At 63.5% G+C, this 21,904-nt stretch carries 18 protein-coding genes; 17 read left to right on the top strand and 1 reads right to left on the bottom strand.

Annotation, left to right across the window (positions count from 1 at the left end):
- Positions 1-112: 112 nt before the first annotated feature.
- The 13 genes from mraZ to aqpZ all read left to right on the top strand — a co-directional run bounded on the left by mraZ (position 113) and on the right by aqpZ (position 14,910).
- Complete coding sequence (gene mraZ, locus MKI86_RS05480) at positions 113-553, top strand: division/cell wall cluster transcriptional repressor MraZ (protein WP_134649582.1); 441 nt, start codon at positions 113-115, stop codon at positions 551-553.
- Between the two features lie 14 nt (positions 554-567).
- Positions 568-1,593, top strand: a complete 1,026-nt coding sequence (rsmH, locus tag MKI86_RS05485; protein ID WP_241598423.1) for a 16S rRNA (cytosine(1402)-N(4))-methyltransferase RsmH — start codon at positions 568-570, stop codon at positions 1,591-1,593.
- Between the two features lie 3 nt (positions 1,594-1,596).
- Positions 1,597-1,986: a cell division protein FtsL gene (gene ftsL / locus MKI86_RS05490; RefSeq protein WP_241598424.1), complete on the top strand. Its 390-nt coding sequence runs from the start codon at positions 1,597-1,599 to the stop codon at positions 1,984-1,986.
- Positions 1,986-3,728: a peptidoglycan D,D-transpeptidase FtsI family protein gene (locus MKI86_RS05495; protein ID WP_241598425.1), complete on the top strand. Its 1,743-nt coding sequence runs from the start codon at positions 1,986-1,988 to the stop codon at positions 3,726-3,728. The genes ftsL and MKI86_RS05495 overlap by 1 nt, the downstream gene beginning before the upstream one ends.
- A gap of 62 nt (positions 3,729-3,790) precedes the next feature.
- The gene (locus MKI86_RS05500) at positions 3,791-5,242 is read left to right on the top strand and encodes a UDP-N-acetylmuramoyl-L-alanyl-D-glutamate--2,6-diaminopimelate ligase (RefSeq protein WP_241598426.1); all 1,452 of its coding nucleotides are present in this window, start codon (positions 3,791-3,793) and stop codon (positions 5,240-5,242) included.
- Positions 5,239-6,672 carry a UDP-N-acetylmuramoylalanyl-D-glutamyl-2,6-diaminopimelate--D-alanyl-D-alanine ligase gene (locus MKI86_RS05505; protein ID WP_241598427.1) on the top strand — a complete coding sequence of 478 codons (1,434 nt, stop codon included), beginning with the start codon at positions 5,239-5,241 and terminating at the stop codon, positions 6,670-6,672. Before MKI86_RS05500 ends, MKI86_RS05505 begins: the two co-directional genes overlap by 4 nt.
- A 114-nt stretch (positions 6,673-6,786) precedes the next feature.
- The gene (gene mraY / locus MKI86_RS05510) at positions 6,787-7,887 is read left to right on the top strand and encodes a phospho-N-acetylmuramoyl-pentapeptide-transferase (RefSeq protein WP_134649576.1); all 1,101 of its coding nucleotides are present in this window, start codon (positions 6,787-6,789) and stop codon (positions 7,885-7,887) included.
- Between the two features lie 6 nt (positions 7,888-7,893).
- On the top strand, positions 7,894-9,291 hold the full coding sequence (gene murD / locus MKI86_RS05515; protein ID WP_241598435.1) for a UDP-N-acetylmuramoyl-L-alanine--D-glutamate ligase: 1,398 nt from the start codon (positions 7,894-7,896) through the stop codon (positions 9,289-9,291).
- 106 nt (positions 9,292-9,397) lie between these two features.
- On the top strand, positions 9,398-10,552 hold the full coding sequence (gene ftsW, locus MKI86_RS05520; protein WP_241598437.1) for a putative lipid II flippase FtsW: 1,155 nt from the start codon (positions 9,398-9,400) through the stop codon (positions 10,550-10,552).
- A gap of 9 nt (positions 10,553-10,561) precedes the next feature.
- Positions 10,562-11,683, top strand: a complete 1,122-nt coding sequence (gene murG / locus MKI86_RS05525; RefSeq protein WP_241598439.1) for an undecaprenyldiphospho-muramoylpentapeptide beta-N-acetylglucosaminyltransferase — start codon at positions 10,562-10,564, stop codon at positions 11,681-11,683.
- Entirely contained in the window at positions 11,680-13,095 is a 1,416-nt protein-coding gene (gene murC / locus MKI86_RS05530) for a UDP-N-acetylmuramate--L-alanine ligase (RefSeq protein WP_241598441.1), read from the top strand. Before murG ends, murC begins: the two co-directional genes overlap by 4 nt.
- Positions 13,092-14,066: a UDP-N-acetylmuramate dehydrogenase gene (gene murB / locus MKI86_RS05535; protein WP_241598442.1), complete on the top strand. Its 975-nt coding sequence runs from the start codon at positions 13,092-13,094 to the stop codon at positions 14,064-14,066. The genes murC and murB overlap by 4 nt, the downstream gene beginning before the upstream one ends.
- Before the next feature lie 157 nt (positions 14,067-14,223).
- Positions 14,224-14,910, top strand: coding sequence for an aquaporin Z (gene aqpZ / locus MKI86_RS05540; protein ID WP_241598443.1), 687 nt, complete (start codon positions 14,224-14,226; stop codon positions 14,908-14,910).
- A 69-nt stretch (positions 14,911-14,979) separates the two neighbouring features.
- On the opposite strand, the gene MKI86_RS05545 is transcribed toward aqpZ, so the two are convergent.
- Positions 14,980-16,281, bottom strand: coding sequence for an MFS transporter (locus MKI86_RS05545; protein ID WP_241598445.1), 1,302 nt, complete (start codon positions 16,279-16,281; stop codon positions 14,980-14,982).
- A gap of 439 nt (positions 16,282-16,720) precedes the next feature.
- On the opposite strand from MKI86_RS05545, the gene MKI86_RS05550 reads away from it, so the two are divergent.
- The 4 genes from MKI86_RS05550 to ftsZ all read left to right on the top strand — a co-directional run bounded on the left by MKI86_RS05550 (position 16,721) and on the right by ftsZ (position 21,718).
- A complete protein-coding gene (locus MKI86_RS05550) occupies positions 16,721-17,647 on the top strand; it encodes a D-alanine--D-alanine ligase (protein WP_241598447.1) in 927 nt (308 codons plus the stop codon).
- The gene (locus tag MKI86_RS05555; RefSeq protein ID WP_241598449.1) at positions 17,635-18,555 is read left to right on the top strand and encodes a cell division protein FtsQ/DivIB; all 921 of its coding nucleotides are present in this window, start codon (positions 17,635-17,637) and stop codon (positions 18,553-18,555) included. The genes MKI86_RS05550 and MKI86_RS05555 overlap by 13 nt, the downstream gene beginning before the upstream one ends.
- Complete coding sequence (gene ftsA, locus MKI86_RS05560; protein ID WP_241598452.1) at positions 18,552-19,883, top strand: cell division protein FtsA; 1,332 nt, start codon at positions 18,552-18,554, stop codon at positions 19,881-19,883. The genes MKI86_RS05555 and ftsA overlap by 4 nt, the downstream gene beginning before the upstream one ends.
- Before the next feature lie 101 nt (positions 19,884-19,984).
- Positions 19,985-21,718: a cell division protein FtsZ gene (gene ftsZ / locus MKI86_RS05565; RefSeq protein ID WP_241598453.1), complete on the top strand. Its 1,734-nt coding sequence runs from the start codon at positions 19,985-19,987 to the stop codon at positions 21,716-21,718.
- Positions 21,719-21,904: the final 186 nt, after the last annotated feature.

Here is a 21,904-nt window from a genome sequence, read left to right on the forward strand (position 1 = left end):
ACGGTGCGGCGCGCAAGCGTTGCATCATGGTTGGTGTGTGGGCGTTGTTTTGTGTCGGTAGTGCCGGGGGGAATGCACAGCGTCCCGGCTTTGGAAGCGGCTGTATCGCGTCATGAACCGGTTCCTGTCGAATGCGACAAACAAGATCGATGCCAAGGGGCGGGTTTCCGTGCCTTCGGCCTTTCGTTCAGTTCTGTCGCAGCGAGACATCCGGGATCTGTATTGCTTCCAGGATTTCCTGTTTCCGGCGATCAGCGTCGGCGGGCTGGATCTGCTCGATCGTTTCGAGCGCCAGATCGTCAGCGAGGATGCGTTTTCGCCGTTGGCCAATCAGATGTCGCTCCTCATTCACGGGGGCGGGGTCTTCATGAAGCTCGATTCGGAGGGGCGCCTGCCAGTCACGGATTTCATCCGGGACTATACGGGGATCACCACGGACGTGACCTTTGTCGGTCGGGCGGATCATTTTCAGCTCTGGGCACCGCAGGCATTTCAAGCCACGCAGGCGGCGGCCCGGGAAGAGTTCAGAATGCGAGGTCTGGGCTCGGGGTAAGACGGAGAGACGGGATGGCGACGGACCTTGGCGGAGGCTCTTTAGAGGCCGATGGCGGACCGGTCCGTCACATCCCGGTTCTTCTATCCGAGGTGATCGAGGCGCTGGCGCCCAAGCCAGGCCAGACGATCCTCGACGGCACCTTCGGGGCGGGCGGCTATACGTCGGCCATTCTCGCCGAGGGTGCCAACGTTATCGGCCTCGACCGCGATCCCAACGCGATTGCCGGCGGGCAGCAGCTGGTCAACGCATCCGGCGGGCGGCTCACTCTCATCCATTCGCGCTTTTCCGACCTTGCCGAGCATGCGCCCGCGGGCGGGCTCGACGGCATCGTGCTGGATATCGGCGTATCCTCCATGCAGATCGACGAGGCCGAGCGCGGGTTCTCCTTCCAGAAGAACGGTCCGCTCGACATGCGCATGTCCGCTTCTGGCGTTTCGGCGGCCGATGTCGTCAATCGCGCCAAGGTCTCGGACCTCATCCGCATCTTCGGTTTTCTCGGCGAGGAAAAGCAGGCAGGGCGCATCGCCCGCGCCATCGAGCGGGAGCGTGCGAAGGAGCCCTTCACGACGACGCGCCAGCTTGCCAACCTCATCGAACTGACCACGCCGCGCAAGGCCAAGGACAAGATCCATCCCGCCACGCGTGTTTTCCAGGCGCTGCGCGTCTTCGTGAATGACGAACTGGGCGAGCTCGCCCAGGCGCTGCTGGCGGCCGAACGCGCCCTGAAGCCGGGCGGCCGGCTGGTCATCGTCAGCTTCCATTCGCTGGAAGACAGGATCGTCAAGAAGTTCTTCCAGGATCGCGCCGGCAAGGCGGCGGGCTCGCGGCATCTGCCCGAAGTTCACGATCGCGCCGCAACCTTCACACCAGTCGGGCGTCCTATGGTCGCCGCCAGCGACGCGGAGAGTGTGGTCAATCCACGCGCCCGGTCTGCGAAACTGAGAGCGGGCGAGCGCACGAGCGCTCCCGCCGGGACAGATGACCTGTCCATTTTCAACCTGCCAAACCTTGCCGCCCTCGAAAAGATGGGAAGCTGAGCCATGTTCCGTACCCTCGATGTCGTGATGATCGCGGTGATGACCGCCGCAGCCACCGTCACCTACTCGATCAAGCATCAGGCCGAGAACAAGCGCGAGGAGGTGCGTAAGCTCGACGCCGAGATCAAGCTCGAAGAGGATACGATCGACCTGCTGAAGGCCGACTGGGCGCTGCTGACCCAGCCGAACCGGCTGACGCGGCTCGTGAAGACCTTCGAAGCGGACCTCAAGCTCGTGCCCACGGAATCGACCCAACTCGCCCAGCCGAACGAACTGCCCATGCCGACCGCCGAGCTGCCCGCGCTCGAGCCGGAGAAGGACGACAAGGTGGCGAAGTCGAACAAGAATGGTTCCGCTACGGACACAATCCAAACCGGATCGGTGGCACGCTGATGTCGTTTCTCTCCCGCATCATGGACGTCAAGAGCAAGGCGCACTTCAACGCCGGCGGAAACAACAACAACCGCACGGGCGGCCCGGCTTTCGAAGGCACGCGCAAGCGTACGGGATCGCAGGCCCGCAGCCGCGTCGCAGTGATCATCTGCTGCTTCGGCGTGGCCTATGCGGCCATCGGCGGTCGCCTCGTGCAATACGGAATGGCCTCGTCGGAAACGACGTCCAGCATCGGGCCTGCCGACCACCTGATGGCGTCGCGCCCTGACATCGTCGACCGCAACGGCGAGATCCTCGCCACCGACATCCGCACCGTTTCGCTCTATGCCGAGCCACACAAGATCGTGGATGCGGACGAGGCCGTCGAAATGCTCGCGACGGTTCTGCCCGATCTCGACCGGCGCGGCATCTACCGCAAGCTCACCTCCAAATCCCGCTTCCAGTGGCTGAAGCGTCAGCTCACGCCCAAGCAGCAGAGCCGTATTCTTGCGCTGGGCATTCCCGGCGTCGGCTTCCGGCCGGAGAAGCGCCGCTTCTATCCCGGTGGCGCCACGGCCTCGCATATCGTCGGCCACGTCAATATCGACAACCGCGGTATTGCCGGTATGGAGCGCTATATCGACAGCCAGGGGCTGGCCGACCTTGCCGCCATCGGCATGACGAGCGACGCCAAGCTGGAGCCGGTGCGCCTGTCCATCGACCTGCGCGTGCAGGCTATCGTGCGCGATGTCGTCAAGGAGGGCATGGAGAAGTACAAGGCGATTGCCGCCGGCGCCGTCGTTCTCGACGTGAATACCGGCGAAGTCCTCGCCATGGCCTCCTATCCCGATTACGATCCAAACAATCCGGCGGAAGGCGCCAAGGACGGCTGGATGAACCGGATGTCGAACGGCACGTTCGAGATGGGCTCCACCTTCAAGTCTTTCACCACGGCGATGGCGCTCGATTCCGGCAAGGTTAAGATCACCGACAGTTTTGATGCGCGCGCGCCCATCCGCATCGGCGGCTTCACTATCAAAGACTTCCACGGCAAGCACCGGGTGCTCTCGGTTCCGGAAATCTTCCAGTATTCCTCGAACATCGGTACGGCCAAGATGGCCGATGTCGTCGGCATCGAGGCGCACAAGGAGTTTCTGACCCGCATGGGCCTGCTGACGCGCATGGAAACGGAGCTGCCCGAGGTCAAGACGCCGAGCCAGCCGCGCGAATGGAAGAAGATCAACTCGATCACCATCTCCTTCGGCCACGGCGTCTCCACCACGCCGCTGCAGACGGCGGTGGCCGGTGCCGCGCTCATCAACGGCGGCAGGCTCATCAATCCGACCTTCCTGCCGCGCACCCGCGAGGAAGCGGACGAGATCGCCAAGGCGGTCATTTCGCAGAAGACGGTGGATAGCATGCGCTACCTCTTCAAGCTCAATGCCAATGACGGCTCGGGCCGCCGGTCGCTCGTGCCGGGCTTCAATGTCGGCGGCAAGACGGGCACGGCCAACAAGGTGGTGAACGGGCGTTATTCCAACACGCAGAACTTCAACGCCTTCTTGTCCGGTTTCCCGATCGACGATCCGAAATATGTCGTGCTGACCTTCATCGACGCGCCGCAGACGGGCGAGGGCGGTGGCCGCACCGCCGGCCTCAACGCCGCGCCGATGGTGGGCGAGATCATTCGCCGTTCCGCCGCTCTTCTCGGTGTAAAGCCGAAATTTGGTGAGGACGGGTCTGCCTTGCTTGTGTCTTATTGAATCGAGAAGACGAGGCGCCGATTCGAGACGGGCCGGCGCCAACGAAGATTGCAGAGCGGACAATGAAGATCAGTGACCTCGCCGGAACCGACATCGACAACCTGGGCACCGCTGCCGCTACCGATGTAAGCGGCATTACCAGCGACAGTCGAACGGTGAGACCCGGCGATCTCTTCGTTGCCCTTTCCGGCAGCAAGGCCGATGGCAGCAGCTTCATTGCCGATGCCGTTGCGCGCGGTGCCGCCGCCGTGGTGGTCGCCGAGGGTACGTCCTGCGATGTGTCGGTCCCCGTCATTCCCGTTTCCGTGCCGCGACGGTTCCTGGCGCTGGCCGCCGCACGTTTCTACGGCCGTCAGCCGGAAACCATGGTTGCCGTCACCGGCACGGCGGGCAAGACCTCCGTCGCCTCCTTCACCCGTCAGATCTGGGCGCATGCGGGCCATGCCGCAGCGATGATCGGCACGACCGGCGTCGTGGCGCCCGGCCGCAACGATTACGGTTCGCTGACGACGCCCGATCCGGTCTCGCTGCACAAACTGCTGGCCGAACTTGCCGATGCCGGCGTGACCCATGCGGCGATGGAAGCCTCCAGTCACGGTCTCGACCAGTTACGCCTCGACGGCGTGAAGCTTGCCGCCGGCGGCTTCACCAATCTTGGCCGCGACCACATGGATTACCATCCGACGGTCGAGCACTACATGGCCTCCAAGATGCGGTTGTTCGATGCGCTTTTGAAGACGAGCCAGCCCGCGGTCATCTATGCCGATGACGAGTGGTCGGGCGTGGCGATCGACGCGGCGCGCAAGGCCGGCCTCGACGTGCGCACCGTCGGCCGCAAGGGAGAGTTCCTGACGCTCAAGCGCGTCGAGCATTTCCGCCACAAGCAGACCGCCGAAATCCATGCGGGCGGCGACATTCACGAAGTGCACATTCCGCTGGCGGGCGATTTTCAGGTGGCGAATGCGCTGGTCGCGGCCGGTCTTGCCATGTCGACGGGCGTCCCTGCCGCCGTGGCGATGGCCGCGCTTGAAAAGCTGATCGGCGCTTCCGGTCGCCTCGAACTGGTCGGCCATGCCAGAAACGGCGCGCTCGCCTATGTCGACTACGCGCACAAGCCCGATGCGCTGGAGAATGTGCTGACCTCCGTGCGTCCGTTCACCACCGGCCGCGTCGTCGTGGTGTTCGGCTGCGGCGGCGACCGCGACAAGGGCAAGCGCCCGATCATGGGTGAGATCGCGACGCGCCTTGCCGATGTGGTGATCGTCACCGACGACAATCCGCGCTCCGAGGTTCCTGATGTCATCCGCTCCGAGATCATGGCCGCCGCCAAGGGCGCGACGGAAATCGGCGACCGCGCGGAGGCGATCCGCAGTGCCGTCGGCATGCTGCAGCCGGGCGACACGCTGATCGTGGCCGGCAAGGGGCATGAGGAGGGGCAGACCGTGGGTTCCGTCACGCATCCCTTCTCCGATCACGCGGAACTGCGCAAGGCGCTGGAGGGCCTTTCCCGGTGAACTGGCTCTGGACCACTCCCGATCTTATCGCTGCCATGCATGGCAGGCCCGTGGGCAACCTGCCGCAGGGCGTGACCGGCATTTCCATCGACAGCCGCGCCATTGCTCAGGGCGAGGCCTTCTTCGCGATCAAGGGTGACCGCGTCGACGGGCATGATTATGCGAGCTTTGCGGTTGCCAACGGCGCTTCACTGCTTGTGGTGAGTGAAGGCAAGCTGCCCGCGCTCGGCCGTCTCGTCACCCCCATGATCGTGGTGCAGGATGTGCTTCAGGCGCTGGTCGATCTCGGTTGCGCCGCACGCGATCGTACCGCGGCACGGATCATTGCCGTCACCGGCTCGGTCGGCAAGACGACGACGAAGGAAATGCTGCGCCAGGCGCTTTCGCCCTCCGGCAGCGTGCATGCCTCCGTCGCTTCCTTCAACAATCACTGGGGCGTGCCGCTGACGCTTGCCCGCATGCCCGAGAATACCGATTACGGCATTTTCGAAGTCGGCATGAACCATGCCAACGAAATCCGCCCGCTCGTCTCGATGGTGCGCCCGCATATTGCTGTCATCACGACCATCGCGCCGGCCCATCTTGGCAATTTCCGCAATCTCGAAGAGATCGCAGCGGCGAAAGCAGAGATATTTGAAGGCGTTGTGCCCGGCGGACATGCCATTCTCAACCGTGACAACGAGCAGTTCGGCTTCCTGGAGAAGGCGGCACGGGCGGTGGGTGTCGCGCATATTCACAGTTTCGGCGCGGCTGCCGATGCCGAGTTCCGGCTGCTCGACTTCATCAGCGGCCCGGATGGCGGGCTGTTGCGCGCGTCCGTCGGCGGCCAGACGCTGGAGGTGCCGATGGGCGCCCCCGGCCGGCACATCGCCGAGAACGCCGTTGCCGTGCTTGGCGCCGTGCATCTTGCGGGCGGCGATATCGAGAAGGCGATGGCCGGGCTTGCGACGATGCAGCCCGAAAAGGGCCGCGGCCGGCGCTACCAGCTTGCCAAAGACGGTGGCTGGTTCACGCTGATCGATGAAAGCTACAATGCCAATCCGGCATCGATGGGCGCGGCCATCGCGCTGCTGCGCGATACAGAACCCTATGGTAGCGGCCGGCGCATTGCGGTGCTCGGTGACATGCTGGAGATGGGCGAACATTCGCAGGCCGTTCATGCCGGGCTTGTTGGGCCGCTGCTGGAATCGGGCATCGGCACCGTCTGGCTTGGCGGCCCCGACATGGCGGCGCTACGCGATGCACTGCCCGAGGACATCGAAAGGGAATACCGCGAGACCGCGGATGCGCTTGCGCAACATGCGGTCGAAAGCGTGCAGCCGGGCGACGTTCTCGTCGTGAAGTCGTCGAAGGGGACCGGCTTCAGCCGCATCGTTGCGGCGCTGCTTGACAAATATCCGGCATTCTCCGAGAGGGAACGCCAAAGTTGATGTGAGGTTCGGCCGGGCTTTCGCCTGCCGGACCTTCTTTTATGGAATCTGCTTCTCCTGCGCGGTCGGTCACGCCGCGGATCGATCGGGGAACCTGTTGGGGAAAGGGTGACAATGCTCCTTTGGCTCGTCGAGCTGGCGAACACCGTGCCGGTGTTCAACCTGTTCCGGTACATCACGTTCCGGACGGGCGCCGCGCTGTTCACCTCCGCCACCATCGTCTTTCTGTTCGGGCCGATGATCATTTCCTCCCTGCGCATTCGCCAGGGCAAGGGCCAGCCGATCCGCGCAGACGGACCGCAGACGCATTTCAAGAAGGCCGGCACACCCACCATGGGCGGCCTGATGATCCTTGCCGGTATCGTCGGCAGCGCACTGCTCTGGGCCGACCTTTCCAACGTCTATGTCGTCGCGACGCTGCTCGTCACGCTCGGCTTCGGCGCCATCGGCTTCTATGACGACTATCTCAAGGTCACCAAGCAGACGGACAAGGGCTTCTCCGGCAAGGCGCGCCTTGGCCTGGAATTCCTGATCGCCGGCATCGCGACCTATTTTATGATGCGCGCGACGCTGTCGGCGGGGACGGCGGGCTCGACCTTCGGCTCGTCCATCACCTTCCCGTTCTTCAAGGACATGCTGGTCAATCTCGGCATCTTTTTCGTGCTGTTCGGCGGCTTCGTCATCGTCGCTGCCGGCAATGCGGTGAACCTGACGGATGGCCTCGACGGTCTTGCCACCGTTCCGGTGATGATCTCGGCGGCGTCCTTCGGCGTCATCGCCTATCTCGCCGGCAACGCGGTGTTTGCGAACTACCTGCAGATCCATTTCGTGCCCGGTACGGGGGAACTCGCTGTCGTGCTCGGCGCGGTCATTGGCGCGGGCCTCGGCTTCCTGTGGTTCAACGCGCCGCCGGCCGCCATCTTCATGGGGGACACGGGGTCGCTGGCGCTGGGCGGCCTGATCGGCACCGTTGCCGTCGCCACCAAGCATGAGATCGTCATGGCCATCATCGGCGGGCTGTTCGTCATGGAAACGCTGTCGGTCATCATCCAGGTTGCCTCGTTCAAGCTGACCGGCAAACGCGTGTTTCTCATGGCGCCGATCCACCATCATTTCGAGAAGAAGGGTTGGACCGAAAGCCAGGTCGTGGTGCGCTTCTGGATCATCGCGGTCGTGCTGGCCCTCGTCGGTCTATCGACGCTGAAACTGCGGTAAGAGCCGATGATCCCGGTCACCACCTTCAAGGGAAAGACGGTCGCGCTCTTCGGGCTCGGCGGCTCCGGCCTTGCGACGGCCATGGCGCTCGCCGCAGGCGGGGCTGACGTCGTGGCCTGGGACGATAATCCGGCCAGCGTCGAAAACGCCGCGACATCAGGCGTCAAGACCGGCGACCTGCGCACGCTCGACTGGACGACGGTCGATGCGCTTGTGCTGTCGCCCGGTGTGCCGCTGACCCACCCCAAGCCGCACTGGAGCGCCGATCTGGCGCGCGCGGCAGGCGCGGAGATCGTCGGCGACATCGAGCTTTTCGTGCGCGAGCGCCGCGCCCATGCACCCGATTGCCCGTTCATCGCGATCACAGGCACGAACGGCAAATCCACGACGACGGCACTGATCGCGCATATCCTCAAATCAAGCGGCCGCGACACGCAGCTCGGCGGCAATATCGGCACCGCCGTCCTGACGCTCGATCCGCCCAAGGCCGGCCGCTTCTTCGTGGTCGAATGCTCGTCCTACCAGATCGACCTTGCGCCGACGCTCGATCCTTCCGCCGGCATCCTGCTCAACCTGACGCCCGATCATCTCGACCGGCACGGCTCGATGCAGCACTATGCCGAGGTCAAGGAGCGGCTCGTTGCCGGCAGCCGCACGGCTGTTATCGGTGTCGATGATACCCATTGCGCGATGATTGCCGATCGCATCGAGCGCACCGGCACCAAGGTCGTGCGGATTTCCCGGCGCAATGTGCTGGCCGACGGTATTTACGCCGATGGTGCGCGGCTGATTGCGGCGCAGGGCGGCGCGACACGTCCGATCGCCGATCTTTCGGCCATCCAGACCCTGCGCGGCAGCCACAACGCGCAGAACGCGGCAGCGGCGATCGCGGCGTGCCTTGCCGTCGGCGTGAGCGAAGACGATATCCGCGCCGGCCTGTCGACCTTCCCCGGGCTGAAGCATCGCATGCAGCCGGTCGGCCGCAACGGCGACGTGCTTTTTGTCAACGATTCCAAGGCGACCAACGCGGATGCTGCCGCACCCGCTCTGTCGAGCTTCGAGCGCATCTACTGGATTGCCGGCGGCGTGCCGAAGGAGGGGGGGATCACCACCCTCGGCGGCTTCTTCCCGCGCATCGCCAAGGCCTACCTGATCGGCGAGGCGGCGCCAGCCTTCGCGGCGACGCTCGGCGACCGGGTTGCCTTCGAGATTGCCGGCACGCTGGAGCGTGCCGTCGCGGACGCGGCTGCCGATGCCGGGCAGGATGCAAGCGGCCCCGTTGCCGTTCTGTTGTCCCCGGCTTGCGCAAGCTTCGACCAGTACAAGAACTTTGAAGTCAGAGGCGATGCCTTCGTGAAGCACGTTGCGGCGCTGCCGGGCGTGTCCATGCTGGTCGAGGTTTAGTGACGATGTCGGGCACCACCTCTCTTCCGTCATCTCCGGGGTCGAACCCGGGGATGATGGAGGAGAGGGCTGCGGACCCGAAATCCTTCAACGAGGGGATTTGATCATGGTAAGTCGTGCCGAACGTGGTGCATTGGCGGACTGGTTCTGGACGATAGACCGGTTCTTCCTCGCGGCCTTCATCCTGTTGATGGGACTGGGCTTCATGCTGTCCTTCGCGGCAAGCCCGGCCGTTGCCGAACGCATCGGACTTGACAGTTTCCACTTCGTGAAGCGCCACGCCTTCTTCCTGCTGCCGTCGATCGCAGTGATGTTCGGCATCTCCTTTCTCTCGCCGCGCCAGGTGCGGCGCGCGGCGATGATCCTTCTCGTCGCCTCACTCGGTGCCATGGTGCTGGCGCTGTTCTTCGGCGTCGAGGTCAAGGGATCGCGGCGCTGGCTCGCCATCGGCAGCTTGTCCGTGCAGCCTTCGGAGTTCATGAAGCCGGCCTTCGTCGTCATCTGCGCCTGGCTCTTCTCCGAACACGCACGCCAGCCGGAGATTCCCGGCAATCTCTTCGCCATCATCCTCTTCGGCATCGTGGCGGCTCTGCTTATCGCCCAGCCGGACCTCGGCCAGACGGTGCTCACGGCGGCGGTGTGGGGCGGCATGTTCTTCATGGCCGGCATGCCGTGGCTGTGGATCATCATTTTGGGCGGCGCTGCTGTCGGTGGTCTTCTCACGGCCTACACGCTCCTGCCGCACGTGGCGGCGCGTATCGACAAGTTCTGGACCGGCGAGGGCGACACGTTCCAGATGGATACCGCCCGGGAGGCCATCATCCGCGGCAACTGGTTCGGCCAGGGCCCGGGCGAGGGCACCGTCAAGCGCATCATCCCCGACAGCCACACCGACTTCATCTTCTCGGTCGCGGCCGAGGAGTTCGGCATCATCTTCTGCATGGTTATCGTACTGATATTCGCCTTCGTGGTGATGCGCGGCCTCAATCACGCATTCAAGGAGCGCAACGATTTCACGCGTTTCGCCGTCGCCGGCCTCGTGCTCCAGATGGGCATCCAGTCGATGATCAACATTGGCGTCAATCTCGAACTCATGCCGGCCAAGGGCATGACCCTGCCGCTGATCTCCTATGGTGGTTCGTCCATGGTGGCGATCTGCGTAACGGCCGGCTTCATCCTGGCGCTGACCCGCCACCGTCCCGAGAAGCGCGCCTCCGAGCGAAGCCTCTTCCGCGGTGGTATCGTGGCGGCGGCCGAATAAGGAACAGGCATGAGCAAAGGTATCGTTCTTCTCGCCGCCGGTGGTACCGGCGGCCATCTTTTTCCCGCAGAAGCGCTGGCTCATGAGTTGAAGGCCAGCGGCTGGTCGGTGCATCTCGTGACCGATAGCCGTGCCGAGCGCTTTGCCGGTAAATTCCCCGCCGACGAAATCCACATCGTGCCATCCGCGACCATCGGGTCGAAGAACCCGGTCAGCGTCGCCAAGTCGCTGTTCACGCTGTGGAAGGGCATGCGCGCCGCGCGCCGGCTGCTGGCGCGGCTGAAGCCGAAGGTCGTCGTCGGTTTCGGCGGTTACCCCACCGTGCCGCCGCTTCTGGCAGCGACCGGGATGGGCATCCCCTCGATGATCCACGAGCAGAATGCCGTGATGGGCCGCGCCAACAAGGCGCTTGCCAACCGAGTACAGGCAATTGCCGGCGGCTTCCTGCCGGAGACGGCCGGTCCCTATGCCGCAAAGACCGTAACGACGGGCAATCCCGTGCGGCCGGCCGTGCTGGAGGCTGCCGCGGTTCCCTACACGCCCTCAACGGACGGCGAATTCCGGCTGGTCGTGTTCGGCGGAAGCCAGGGCGCGCAGTTCTTCTCCAAGGCCATTCCCTCGGCGATCGCGGCGCTGGAGCCGCACGACCGGGCGCGGCTGAAGATCACGCAGCAGGCGCGCATGGAGGACAAGGACGAGGTGGTGCGCAGCTATGCCGACCTCGGCATTCCCGCGGATGTCTCGCCGTTCTTCAACGACATGGCCGCGCGCATCGGTGCGGCGCATCTCGTCATCAGCCGGTCCGGTGCTTCAACCGTCTCCGAGCTTTCGGTGATCGGCCGTCCCTCCATCCTCGTGCCCTATCCCTATGCGCTCGATCACGACCAGGCGGCCAATGCCGCCGCGCTTGCAGGTGCCGGCGGCGCCAAGGTGATCCCCCAGGCAGAGCTTTCGACGGAGCGCCTGGCGCGTATCGTCTCGGGTGCCATGCACGATCCGGCCAAGATGGCGACCATGGCGGCAAGCGCCAGAAATGCAGGAAAACCGGACGCCACGCGCTTGCTCGCGTCCATGGTAGAGGCTATTGCGGGCGGCAAGACGATTGCGCAATTCAAGGGAGAACGGCCATGAAGATGCCGCAGAGCATAGGGCTCGTTCATTTCATCGGCATTGGCGGCATCGGCATGAGCGGCATCGCCGAGGTGCTGCATAATCTCGGCCACAAGGTGCAGGGCTCCGACCAGTCGGACAGCGCCAACGTTCAGCGTCTGCGTGACAAGGGTATCGAGGTCTTCGTCGGCCACAAGGCGGACAATCTCGGTGAGGCGGAAGTCGTCGTCGTTTCCACCGCCATCAAGAAAAGCAATCCGGAATTGATCGCGGCGCGCGAAAAGCTGCTGCCGGTCGTGCGTCGCGCCGAAATGCTGGCTGAGCTGATGCGCTTCCGCAATGCCATCGCCATCGGCGGCACACACGGCAAGACGACAACGACCTCGATGGTCGCGACGCTTCTGGAGGCTGGCGGGCTCGACCCGACCGTGATCAATGGCGGCATCATCAACGCCTACGGCACCAATGCCCGCATGGGCGAGGGCGAATGGATGGTGGTGGAGGCCGACGAATCGGACGGCACCTTCCTGAAGCTTCCCGCCGATATCGCCATCGTCACCAATATCGACCCCGAACATCTCGACCATTACGGCAATTTCGATGCGGTTCGCGCCGCGTTCAGGCAGTTCGTCGAGAATGTGCCGTTCTACGGCTTCGGTGTGATGTGTCTTGATCACCCCGAAGTGCAGGCCATGGTCAGCCGTATCGAAGACCGCAAGGTCATCACCTACGGCGAAAACCCGCAGGCAGACGTGCGCTTCGGCAATATCCGCATGGATGGCGCGACCTCGGTCTTCGACGTGGAGATCCGCCGTCGACGCACCGGCCAGGTCATTTCGCTGAAGGATCTGCGTCTGCCGATGCCCGGCCGGCACAACGTTTCGAATGCGACGGCGGCGATTGCGGTTGCGCAGCGTCTCGGCATTTCGCCTGAGCTGATCGCCAAGGGGCTTGCGGGCTTCGGCGGAGTGAAGCGCCGCTTCACCTTCACCGGCAGCTGGAACGGCGTGAACGTCTATGACGACTACGGCCACCATCCGGTCGAGATCAAGGCCGTGCTGCGCGCCGCGCGCGAGGCCTGCGCGGGCCGAATCATCGCCGTACACCAGCCGCACCGTTACAGCCGCGTCGCAAGCCTCTTCGAAGAGTTCGCAGGCTGCTTCAACGATGCCGACAGCGTCATGATTGCGCCGATCTATGCGGCGGGCGAAGACCCCATCGAGGGTGTGACCGCAGAAGAGCTGGTTTCCCGCATCAAGTCGGGCGGGCATCGCGATGCGCGGGTGCTGGCTTCGCCGGATGCGCTGGCCGGTATCGTGGCCGGCATTGCAAAGCCCGGCGATTTCGTGGTTCTCTTGGGGGCTGGCAGCATCACGCATTGGGCGCAGGCGTTGCCGCGGGAATTGGCAGGCATTTCGGGTGAGGTGGCATGAAGCGGGTTGATGGTGCAAAACTTCTGGCGTCGTTGGGTGAAGGCATCAAGGAGGTGCGCGGACGCCTGACACCGGATGCACCGATGGATCGTGTCACCTGGTTCCGCGCCGGCGGCCTTGCCGAGCTGATGTTCCATCCGCACGATGTCGAGGATCTCGTCACCTTCCTCAAGCTGCTGCCCGAAGAGGTGCCGCTGACGGTGACGGGCGTCGGCTCCAACCTCCTGGTGCGCGACGGCGGCATTCCCGGTGTCGTGATCCGCCTTTCGGCCAAGGGCTTCGGCGACGTCGAACTTGCCGGCGAAAACCGCATCAAGGCCGGCGCCATCTGCCCGGACAAGAACATCGCGGCCATGGCGCTCGATCACAACATTGCGGGCTTCGAATTCTATTACGGTATTCCCGGCTCCATCGGCGGTGCGCTGCGCATGAATGCGGGCGCCAATGGCGGAGAGACGAAGGATCTCGTCGTCGAGGTTCACGCCGTCGACCGCAAGGGCAACCAGCACGTTCTGTCGAACGCCGACATGGGCTACAGCTACCGCAAGTCGACCGCGTCTGGTGATCTCATCTTTACCCATGCCGTCTTCCAGGGACAGGCGGGTGAAAAGGATGAGATCCGCGCGAAGATGGATGCCGTGCGCCAGCACCGCGAGACTGTCCAGCCGATCCGCGAGAAGACCGGTGGCTCGACCTTCAAGAACCCGGAGGGCCATTCGGCCTGGAAGCTGATCGACGAGGCAGGATGCCGTGGCCTGATGATCGGCGGCGCGCAGATGTCTCCCATGCATTGCAACTTCATGATCAATACCGGGCAGGCGACCGGCTACGAGCTGGAATATCTGGGCGAGACCGTGCGCAGCCGCGTGCTGGAGCATTCCGGCATCATGCTGCAATGGGAAATCAAGCGTCTGGGCAATTTCATGCCTGGTTACGAGGTGAAGGAATTCCTCGGCCACGCCACTGCCTGACACTTTTCCCTGGAACGGAGATGCGCGCATTCGGTGATTTAGCGCATCCATTCTACCCGTTCAGCTTGCGTTCATGCGCAATTTCCGAAAGCTTTAGCCCTGCGTGATCATCACGCGGGGTGATTCCGGATTTTCGGAAATCGGACAGGGGGTCCTCATGTTCAAGAAGCTTTCAGCCGAGTTTCTCGGCACGTTTTGGCTTGTCTTCGGTGGTTGCGGCAGCGCGGTGCTGGCTGCCGCTTTCCCGGAGGTGGGCATCGGCCTGCTCGGCGTTTCTTTCGCCTTTGGCCTGACGGTGCTTACCATGGCCTATACCGTCGGCGGCATTTCCGGCGGGCATTTCAATCCGGCCGTCTCCGTGGGGCTTACGGTCGCCGGCAAATTCCCGGCATCAAGCCTCGTACCCTATATCGTGGCGCAGGTCGTGGGTGCGATAGCGGCTGCGGCGGTGCTTTATCTCGTCGCGTCCGGTAAGGCCGGCTTCACGGCGGGCGGCTTTGCATCGAACGGTTACGGCGAGTTGTCGCCGGGCGGTTATTCGCTGACGGCAGCATTGGTCATCGAGGTGGTGCTTACGGCGTTCTTCCTTCTCATCATCCTCGGCTCGACCCATGGCCGCGCGCCCGTCGGCTTTGCGCCGATCGCCATCGGCCTCGGCCTGACGCTGATCCATCTCGTGTCTATTCCAGTCACGAATACCTCGGTCAACCCGGCGCGCTCCACGGGCGTTGCACTCTTTGCCGAGACGGCGGCACTGTCGCAGCTCTGGCTGTTCTGGGTGGCGCCGATCCTCGGCGCGGTCATCGGTGCGGTGATCTGGAAGATCGTCGGCGAGAACGATTGATCCGCAGACAAAAAGAAACCCGCCGCGTCGGACGCGGCGGGTTTTTGATTCAGGCGTATTGGGGCAGGCTCAGACTTCTTCCTTGCCCGAGAGCAGGATGCAGGCCAGCGTGATCGCGGCGGAAATGCCGAGATAGTAGCCGACATGGGTCATGCCGTAATTGGCCTGGAGCCAGGTTGCGATGTAGGGCGCGAGCGATGCGCCGAAGATGCCCGCGAAATTGAACGTGATCGATGAGCCCGTGTAACGCACCTTCGTGGGGAAGGGCGCGGCGAGTGCCGTGCCGATCAGGCCATAGGTCATACCCATCAGCGCCATCGCGAAGATCACGAAGATGAAGATGCCCTGTTCGCCGCTGGTCATCAGGCCCGGCAGGAAGAACGAGAAGACGCCGATCAGGATGGTCGTGAGGATCAGCACCTCGCGACGGCCGAACCGTTCCGCCAGCTTGCCGGCAACCGGAATGAACAGGCCGAAGAGCACCGAGCCCAGAATCTGGACTTCAAGCGCCTCGAGGAACGGGATGTTCAGGACCTTGACGTTGTAGGACAGGAGATAGGCCGAGCCGATGTAGAACAGCACGAAGGTGGCGAGCGCCACGAACGTACCGAGCACGAGGCTGCGCTTGTGGTTGCGGAAGAGTTCCATGACGGGAACCTCGACGCGTTCCTGCTTGTCGATCGCCTTCTGGAAGGCAGGGGTTTCGGTGATCGACAGGCGAACCCACAGACCCACGGCGATCAGCAGGATCGACGCGACGAACGGGATGCGCCAGCCCCAGGCGAGCAGCGCCTCCTGCGACATGAAATGCAGCAGAAGCCAAAAGACGCTCGAGGACAGGAAAAGCCCGATAGGTGCGCCGAGCTGCGGGAACATGCCGTACCAGCTGCGCTTGCCGGGAGGTGCGTTTTCGGTCGCGAGCAGAACGGCGCCGCCCCATTCACCACCGAGGCCGAAGCCTTGGCCGAACCGGCACAGCGCCAGCAGCAGCGGGGCAAGCACGCCGATAGTTTCATAGGTCGGCAGCAGGCCGATGATGACTGTCGATACGCCCATCGTCAGAAGTGCGGCGACGAGCGTCGTCTTGCGGCCGATGCGGTCGCCGTAGTGTCCGAACACGATGGCGCCGAACGGCCGGGCGAAGAAGGCGATCGAGAACGTCGCGAAGGAAGCCAGAAGTGCCGTCGTCGGATCGCTGTTGGGGAAGAACAGCGTCGGGAAGACCAGAACTGCGGCGGTGGCGTAAACGTAGAAATCGAAGAATTCGATGGTCGTTCCGACCAGGCTTGCAAATAGAACGCGCGCCGGTGAATTGAGGGCACGGTTGGACTGCGTTGCGGTCGGCGACCCTGACTGGAGTGTTTCACTCATCTTGGGTGCCTTTAAATGTTTCTTCTTGCCGTCTTGGGAGCAGCGGAGGCGTTCCTACGCCACGTGGCCGGCCGATGAAACAATAAAAATGCGTCCGGCATTAAAGAATCATACTTTTCTTTCCTTCCCCGCGACGCCCGCATTTACCAGAGCATTGCGCGGCCGGCAGCCGTGCTCATGCCTGAAACAGGAGCCACCCTGTCGTGCAGTTTTTCTTGCATGGTCGGCAAGGCTCTGATTCTAGAGAGAGAATCGTAGCGTGGCTTGATTCGGGACAGGAAAATTTGATCGACGGCGTGTCCGGTTAACGAAAGTAAACGCTTCATTAACCTTAATGGCGCTCTAGTGGTCTTCACGCGACTCGCCGAGTCGGACCCTGATGAAAATCAGGTCCACGCAAGCAGCGCGAAGCAGAATGCGGAATTCAGTTGGGGGTTCTATGAGCGTAAAGCATGTCGCGATGCTGATGGGTGGTTTTTCGTCGGAACGGCCGGTGAGCCTTTCGTCGGGCAACGCCTGCGCCGACGCGCTTGAAGCCGAGGGCTACAAGGTCACGCGCGTCGATGTCGGTCATGACATCGCAAACGTTCTTTCAGAACTGAAGCCGGACGTCGCCTTCAACGCGCTGCACGGACCGTTCGGCGAGGACGGCACCATCCAGGGGCTGCTCGAGTTCCTGCAGATTCCATACACTCATTCCGGCGTTCTTGCCTCCGCGCTTGCCATGGATAAGGCGCAGGCCAAGATCATCGCAAAGGCTGCCGGCATTCCGGTCGCCGAGCAGCGGCTGATGAACCGCTTCGATTTCACCTCCGCGCATCCGCTGGCGCCGCCCTATGTGGTGAAGCCCGTGCGCGAGGGCTCGTCCTTCGGCGTCGTCATGGTCAAGGAAGACCAGTCGCACCCGCCGCAGATCATCACCTCGGAAGAATGGCGCTATGGCGATGCAGTCATGGTCGAGCGCTATGTCTACGGTCGCGAACTGACCTGCGGCGTCATGGGCGATGTCGCGCTCGGCGTCACGGAAGTGGTGCCGCAGGGCCACGCTTTCTACGACTATGATTCGAAATATGTGAAAGGTGGCTCGAAACACATCATACCGGCGCAGATTTCACCAAATATTTACCAAAAAGTACAAACACTCGCACTCAAGGCGCATCAAGCGATCGGGTGCCGTGGCGTCAGCCGTTCCGACTTCCGCTACGACGACCGTTTTTCAGAGAATGGCGAGCTTATCTGGCTGGAGGTCAACACCCAGCCCGGCATGACCCCTACCTCCCTGGTGCCTGAAATGGCCGTCCATGCCGGCCACTCTTTTGGTGAATTCTTGAAGTGGATGGTGGAGGACGCGTCGTGTTTGCGTTGAGCGCCAAGAAGAGCAGGGTGCGTCCCGTCGGTCTTCCCGAGACGGAAGGCGGTCGTGTGCTGCCGCGCCCGCTGCGCCGTATCGTGCGTTTCCTCGTCAGCCTTGCAGCTGGCCGCATCCATATTCCCCGTCACACCGGCAGCATCGCCACCGCGCTGTTTCTCGGCGCAACCGGTTTTTACGGCATGTCGCTCGGCGGGCACTCGCAGGATTTCGCCCAGGCATCGACGACGGCGATCGGTTTCGCCATCGAGGATGTGAAGGTGTCCGGTAATCGCGAAACCTCGGAAATCGATATTCTGGAGCGCCTCGGGCTCGATGGCACGACCTCGCTCGTCGCACTCGATGTCAAGGATGCGCGCAAGAAGCTCAGCGAACTGCCTTGGGTCGAGGATGTTTCGGTTCGCAAGGTCTATCCGGGCACGATCGAGATCACGCTCAAGGAGCGCGAGGCTTTCGGCATCTGGCAGCACGGCAGCGATCTCTCGCTGATCGAGAAGAACGGCAGCGTGATCGCGCCGCTTCGTGACAACAAGTTCTCCACGCTGCCGCTGTTCGTCGGTCGCGATGCCGAGACGGCCGCTGCGGGCTTCTCCGACGAGTTCGACAGCTGGCCGGAAATCAAGGCACGCGTGAAGGCTTACATCCGTGTCGCCGGCCGTCGCTGGGACCTGCGTCTCGACAACGGCATTGTCGTGAAGCTGCCCGAGCACAACGTGCCGCGCGCGATGGACACGCTCGCCACGCTGGAAGCGGAGGAAAGCATCCTGGAACGCGATATCGCGGCTGTTGATCTGAGACTTGAGGACCGCACGACGGTCCGTCTGACGGAAGGGGCGCTCGAACGTCGTAACAAGATGGTCGAGCAGAGGACAAAGGACCTGAAGAAGGCAGCGAAGCGCACATGAGCATTTTCGGTTCGTCCCATTTCGGCCTGCCGCGCTTGAAGCCGCTTTCCTCGAAGCGGGCTCATGTCGTTTCGGTCCTCGATATCGGCTCCACAAAGGTGGTCTGCATGATCGGCCGGCTGACGCCGCGCGCCGAAAGCGAGATCCTGCCCGGCCGCACCCACAATGTCGAAATCATCGGCATCGGCCACCAGAAGTCGCGCGGCGTGAAGAACGGCGTGATCGGCGATCTGGATGCGGCTGAAAGCGTGGTGCGCCTTGCCGTCGACGCGGCTGAGCGCATGGCCGGCCTCACCATCGAGAGCCTGATCGTCAACGTTTCGGCCGGCCGCCTGCAGAGCGACGTCTACACCGCGACCATCGATCTCGGCGGACAGGAAGTCGATGCCAACGACCTGCGCAAGGTTCTTGCCGTTGCCGGCCACCAGTCCCTGCGTCAGGATCGGGCCATCCTCCATTCGCTGCCGACCGGATTCTCTCTGGACGGCGAGCGCGGCATCCGCGATCCGCTCTCCATGTTCGGCGACGTTCTGGGCGTCGACATGCATGTTCTGACGGCCGAGCGCTCGGCACTGAAGAACCTCGAACTCTGCGTCAACCGCGCCCACCTCTCCGTCGAGGGCATGGTGGCGACGCCCTATGCGAGCGGTCTTTCCGCTCTCGTGGACGACGAAGTCGAACTCGGCTGCGCCTGCATCGACATGGGCGGCGGAACGACGACGATTTCTGTCTTTGCCGAAGGCAAGCTCGTCCATTCCGACGCGGTGTCGCTTGGCGGCCATCACGTCACCACCGACCTGGCCCGCGGCCTTTCGACCCGTATCGAGGATGCGGAACGCCTGAAGGTCGTGCATGGCTCGGCCCTGCCGAATGCCGGCGACGAACGCGACATCATTACGGTTCCGCCGATCGGAGAGGACGACCGCGACCAGCCGACCCATGTGCCGAAGTCGTTGATTTCGCGGATCGTGCGCGCCCGGATCGAGGAAACGCTCGAACTCATTCGCGACCGCATCCAGCGCTCGGGCTTTTCGCCGATCGTCGGCAAGAGGATCGTGCTGACAGGTGGCGCGAGCCAGCTGACGGGCCTGCCGGAGGCGGCGCGCCGCATCCTGGCGCGCAACGTGCGAATCGGCCGCCCGCTCGGCGTCTCCGGCCTGCCGACGGCAGCCAAGGGGCCGGCCTTTTCGACGGCGGTGGGTCTGATGATCTACCCGCAGGTCGCGGAACTGGAAGAACACGCTGTGCAGGGCGGCATGCTCTCGCAGCTGACGGGGGGTAATGGCCGCATCGCCCGCATGGGACAGTGGGTGAAGGAAAGTTTCTGACGGGTTTGCCGGCGGCGTAGCGAGTGCCGGGAAAGACCGACAACTGAGTTTTGGGAATAGACCGGCTGGGCGAAGTGGCCGGAAACGAAAGGAACACTGCAATGACTATCAAGCTCCAGAAGCCTGACATCACCGAGCTGAAGCCCCGCATCACCGTCTTCGGCGTCGGTGGCGGTGGCGGCAACGCCGTCAACAACATGATCACCGCGGGTCTGGAAGGCGTCGATTTTGTCGTTGCCAACACCGATGCCCAGGCGCTGACCATGACCAAGGCGACCCGGATCATCCAGATGGGTGTCGCCGTCACGGAAGGCCTCGGCGCAGGCTCGCAGCCGGAAGTCGGCCGCGCTGCTGCCGAAGAGTGCATCGACGAGATCATCGATCACCTGAACGGCACGCATATGTGCTTCGTCACCGCCGGCATGGGCGGCGGCACGGGCACGGGTGCAGCACCCGTCGTTGCACAGGCCGCCCGTAACAAGGGCATCCTGACCGTCGGCGTGGTCACCAAGCCGTTCCACTTCGAAGGCGGTCGCCGCATGCGTCTGGCCGAAGAAGGTATCCAGGAACTACAGAAGTCGGTCGATACGCTGATCGTCATTCCCAACCAGAACCTGTTCCGCATCGCCAACGACAAGACGACATTCGCCGACGCCTTTGCGATGGCCGATCAGGTTCTCTACTCGGGTGTTGCCTGCATCACCGACCTCATGGTCAAGGAAGGCCTCATCAACCTCGACTTCGCCGACGTCCGCTCGGTGATGCGCGAGATGGGCCGCGCCATGATGGGTACGGGCGAAGCCTCGGGCGAGGGCCGTGCAATGGCCGCCGCCGAAGCCGCAATTGCCAACCCGCTCCTCGACGAAACCTCGATGAAGGGCGCGCAGGGCCTGCTGATCTCCATCACCGGCGGTCGCGACCTCACCCTCTTCGAAGTCGACGAAGCTGCAACCCGTATCCGCGAGGAAGTCGATCCTGACGCAAACATCATACTCGGCGCTACCTTCGATGAAGAGCTCGAAGGCCTGATCCGCGTTTCCGTTGTTGCAACCGGTATCGACCGCGCGGCCTCGGAGGTGGCTGCACGTAATGCTGACTTTCGCAACCTCAGCAAGCCGGTAGTTCGCCCGTCCGCCGCCATCCAGCCGCAGCCCGTCGCCGCAGCGCCGCAGCCGATCAGCCAGCCGCAGCCCGTGCTGCAGCAGCCGGTCGCCCAGCAGCCCGCGATCGACCCGATCGCCGAAGCCATCCGCGCCTCGGAAGAAAGCCTCGATCGCGAGCTTTCCATTCCGATGACGCGTCCGGCCCCGGCCCAGCAGGCCGCCGTCCATCAGGAAGAGCCGCGTCTGCAGAACCGCATCTTCGCGGCTCCGGCTGAAGCCCCGGTTGTCCAGCGCGTTGCGCCGGTGCAGCAGCCGGTCCAGCAGCAGGCTCCGGTCATGCAGCAGCGCGTCGAGCACGCGGCCCCGATCATTCGCCAGGAGCCGCAGTCCATGCGCATGCCGAAGATCGAGGACTTCCCGCCGGTCGTGCAGGCCGAGATGGACCACCGCGCTGCCCAGCAGCCGGCCGCGCATCAGGAAGAACGCGGCCCGATGGGCCTGCTCAAGCGGTTGACCTCGTCGCTCGGCCGTCATGAGGAAACCCACGCGGCCCAGGAGCCGGCGGCTCCCGCCGCCCAGCAGCAGCGCCGCCCGCTGTCGCCGGAGGCAAGCCTCTACGCACCGCGTCGCGGCCAGCTCGATGACCACGGCCGCGCCAACCCGCAGCCGCGTGCGCTGCATGAGGACGACCAGCTGGAAATCCCGGCCTTCCTGCGCCGCCAGTCTAACTGAGCCGGAACGGCTTTGTCACAGATGCCCGGATCATCGATCCGGGCATTTTTGTTTCTTGATGTCTTTCAAAGGGTTGCGACGCAGATTTTGCGTAACAAACCGAAAGAAACAGTGATTTGTATGATGACTGCCGGCCGACTAAATTCAGGCTGGGCAAAGGGGCAGCAGGAATCACGCCACGGCATG

The sequence above is a fragment of the Shinella sedimenti genome (genome assembly GCF_022601905.1).
Classification (GTDB): domain Bacteria; phylum Pseudomonadota; class Alphaproteobacteria; order Rhizobiales; family Rhizobiaceae; genus Shinella; species Shinella sedimenti.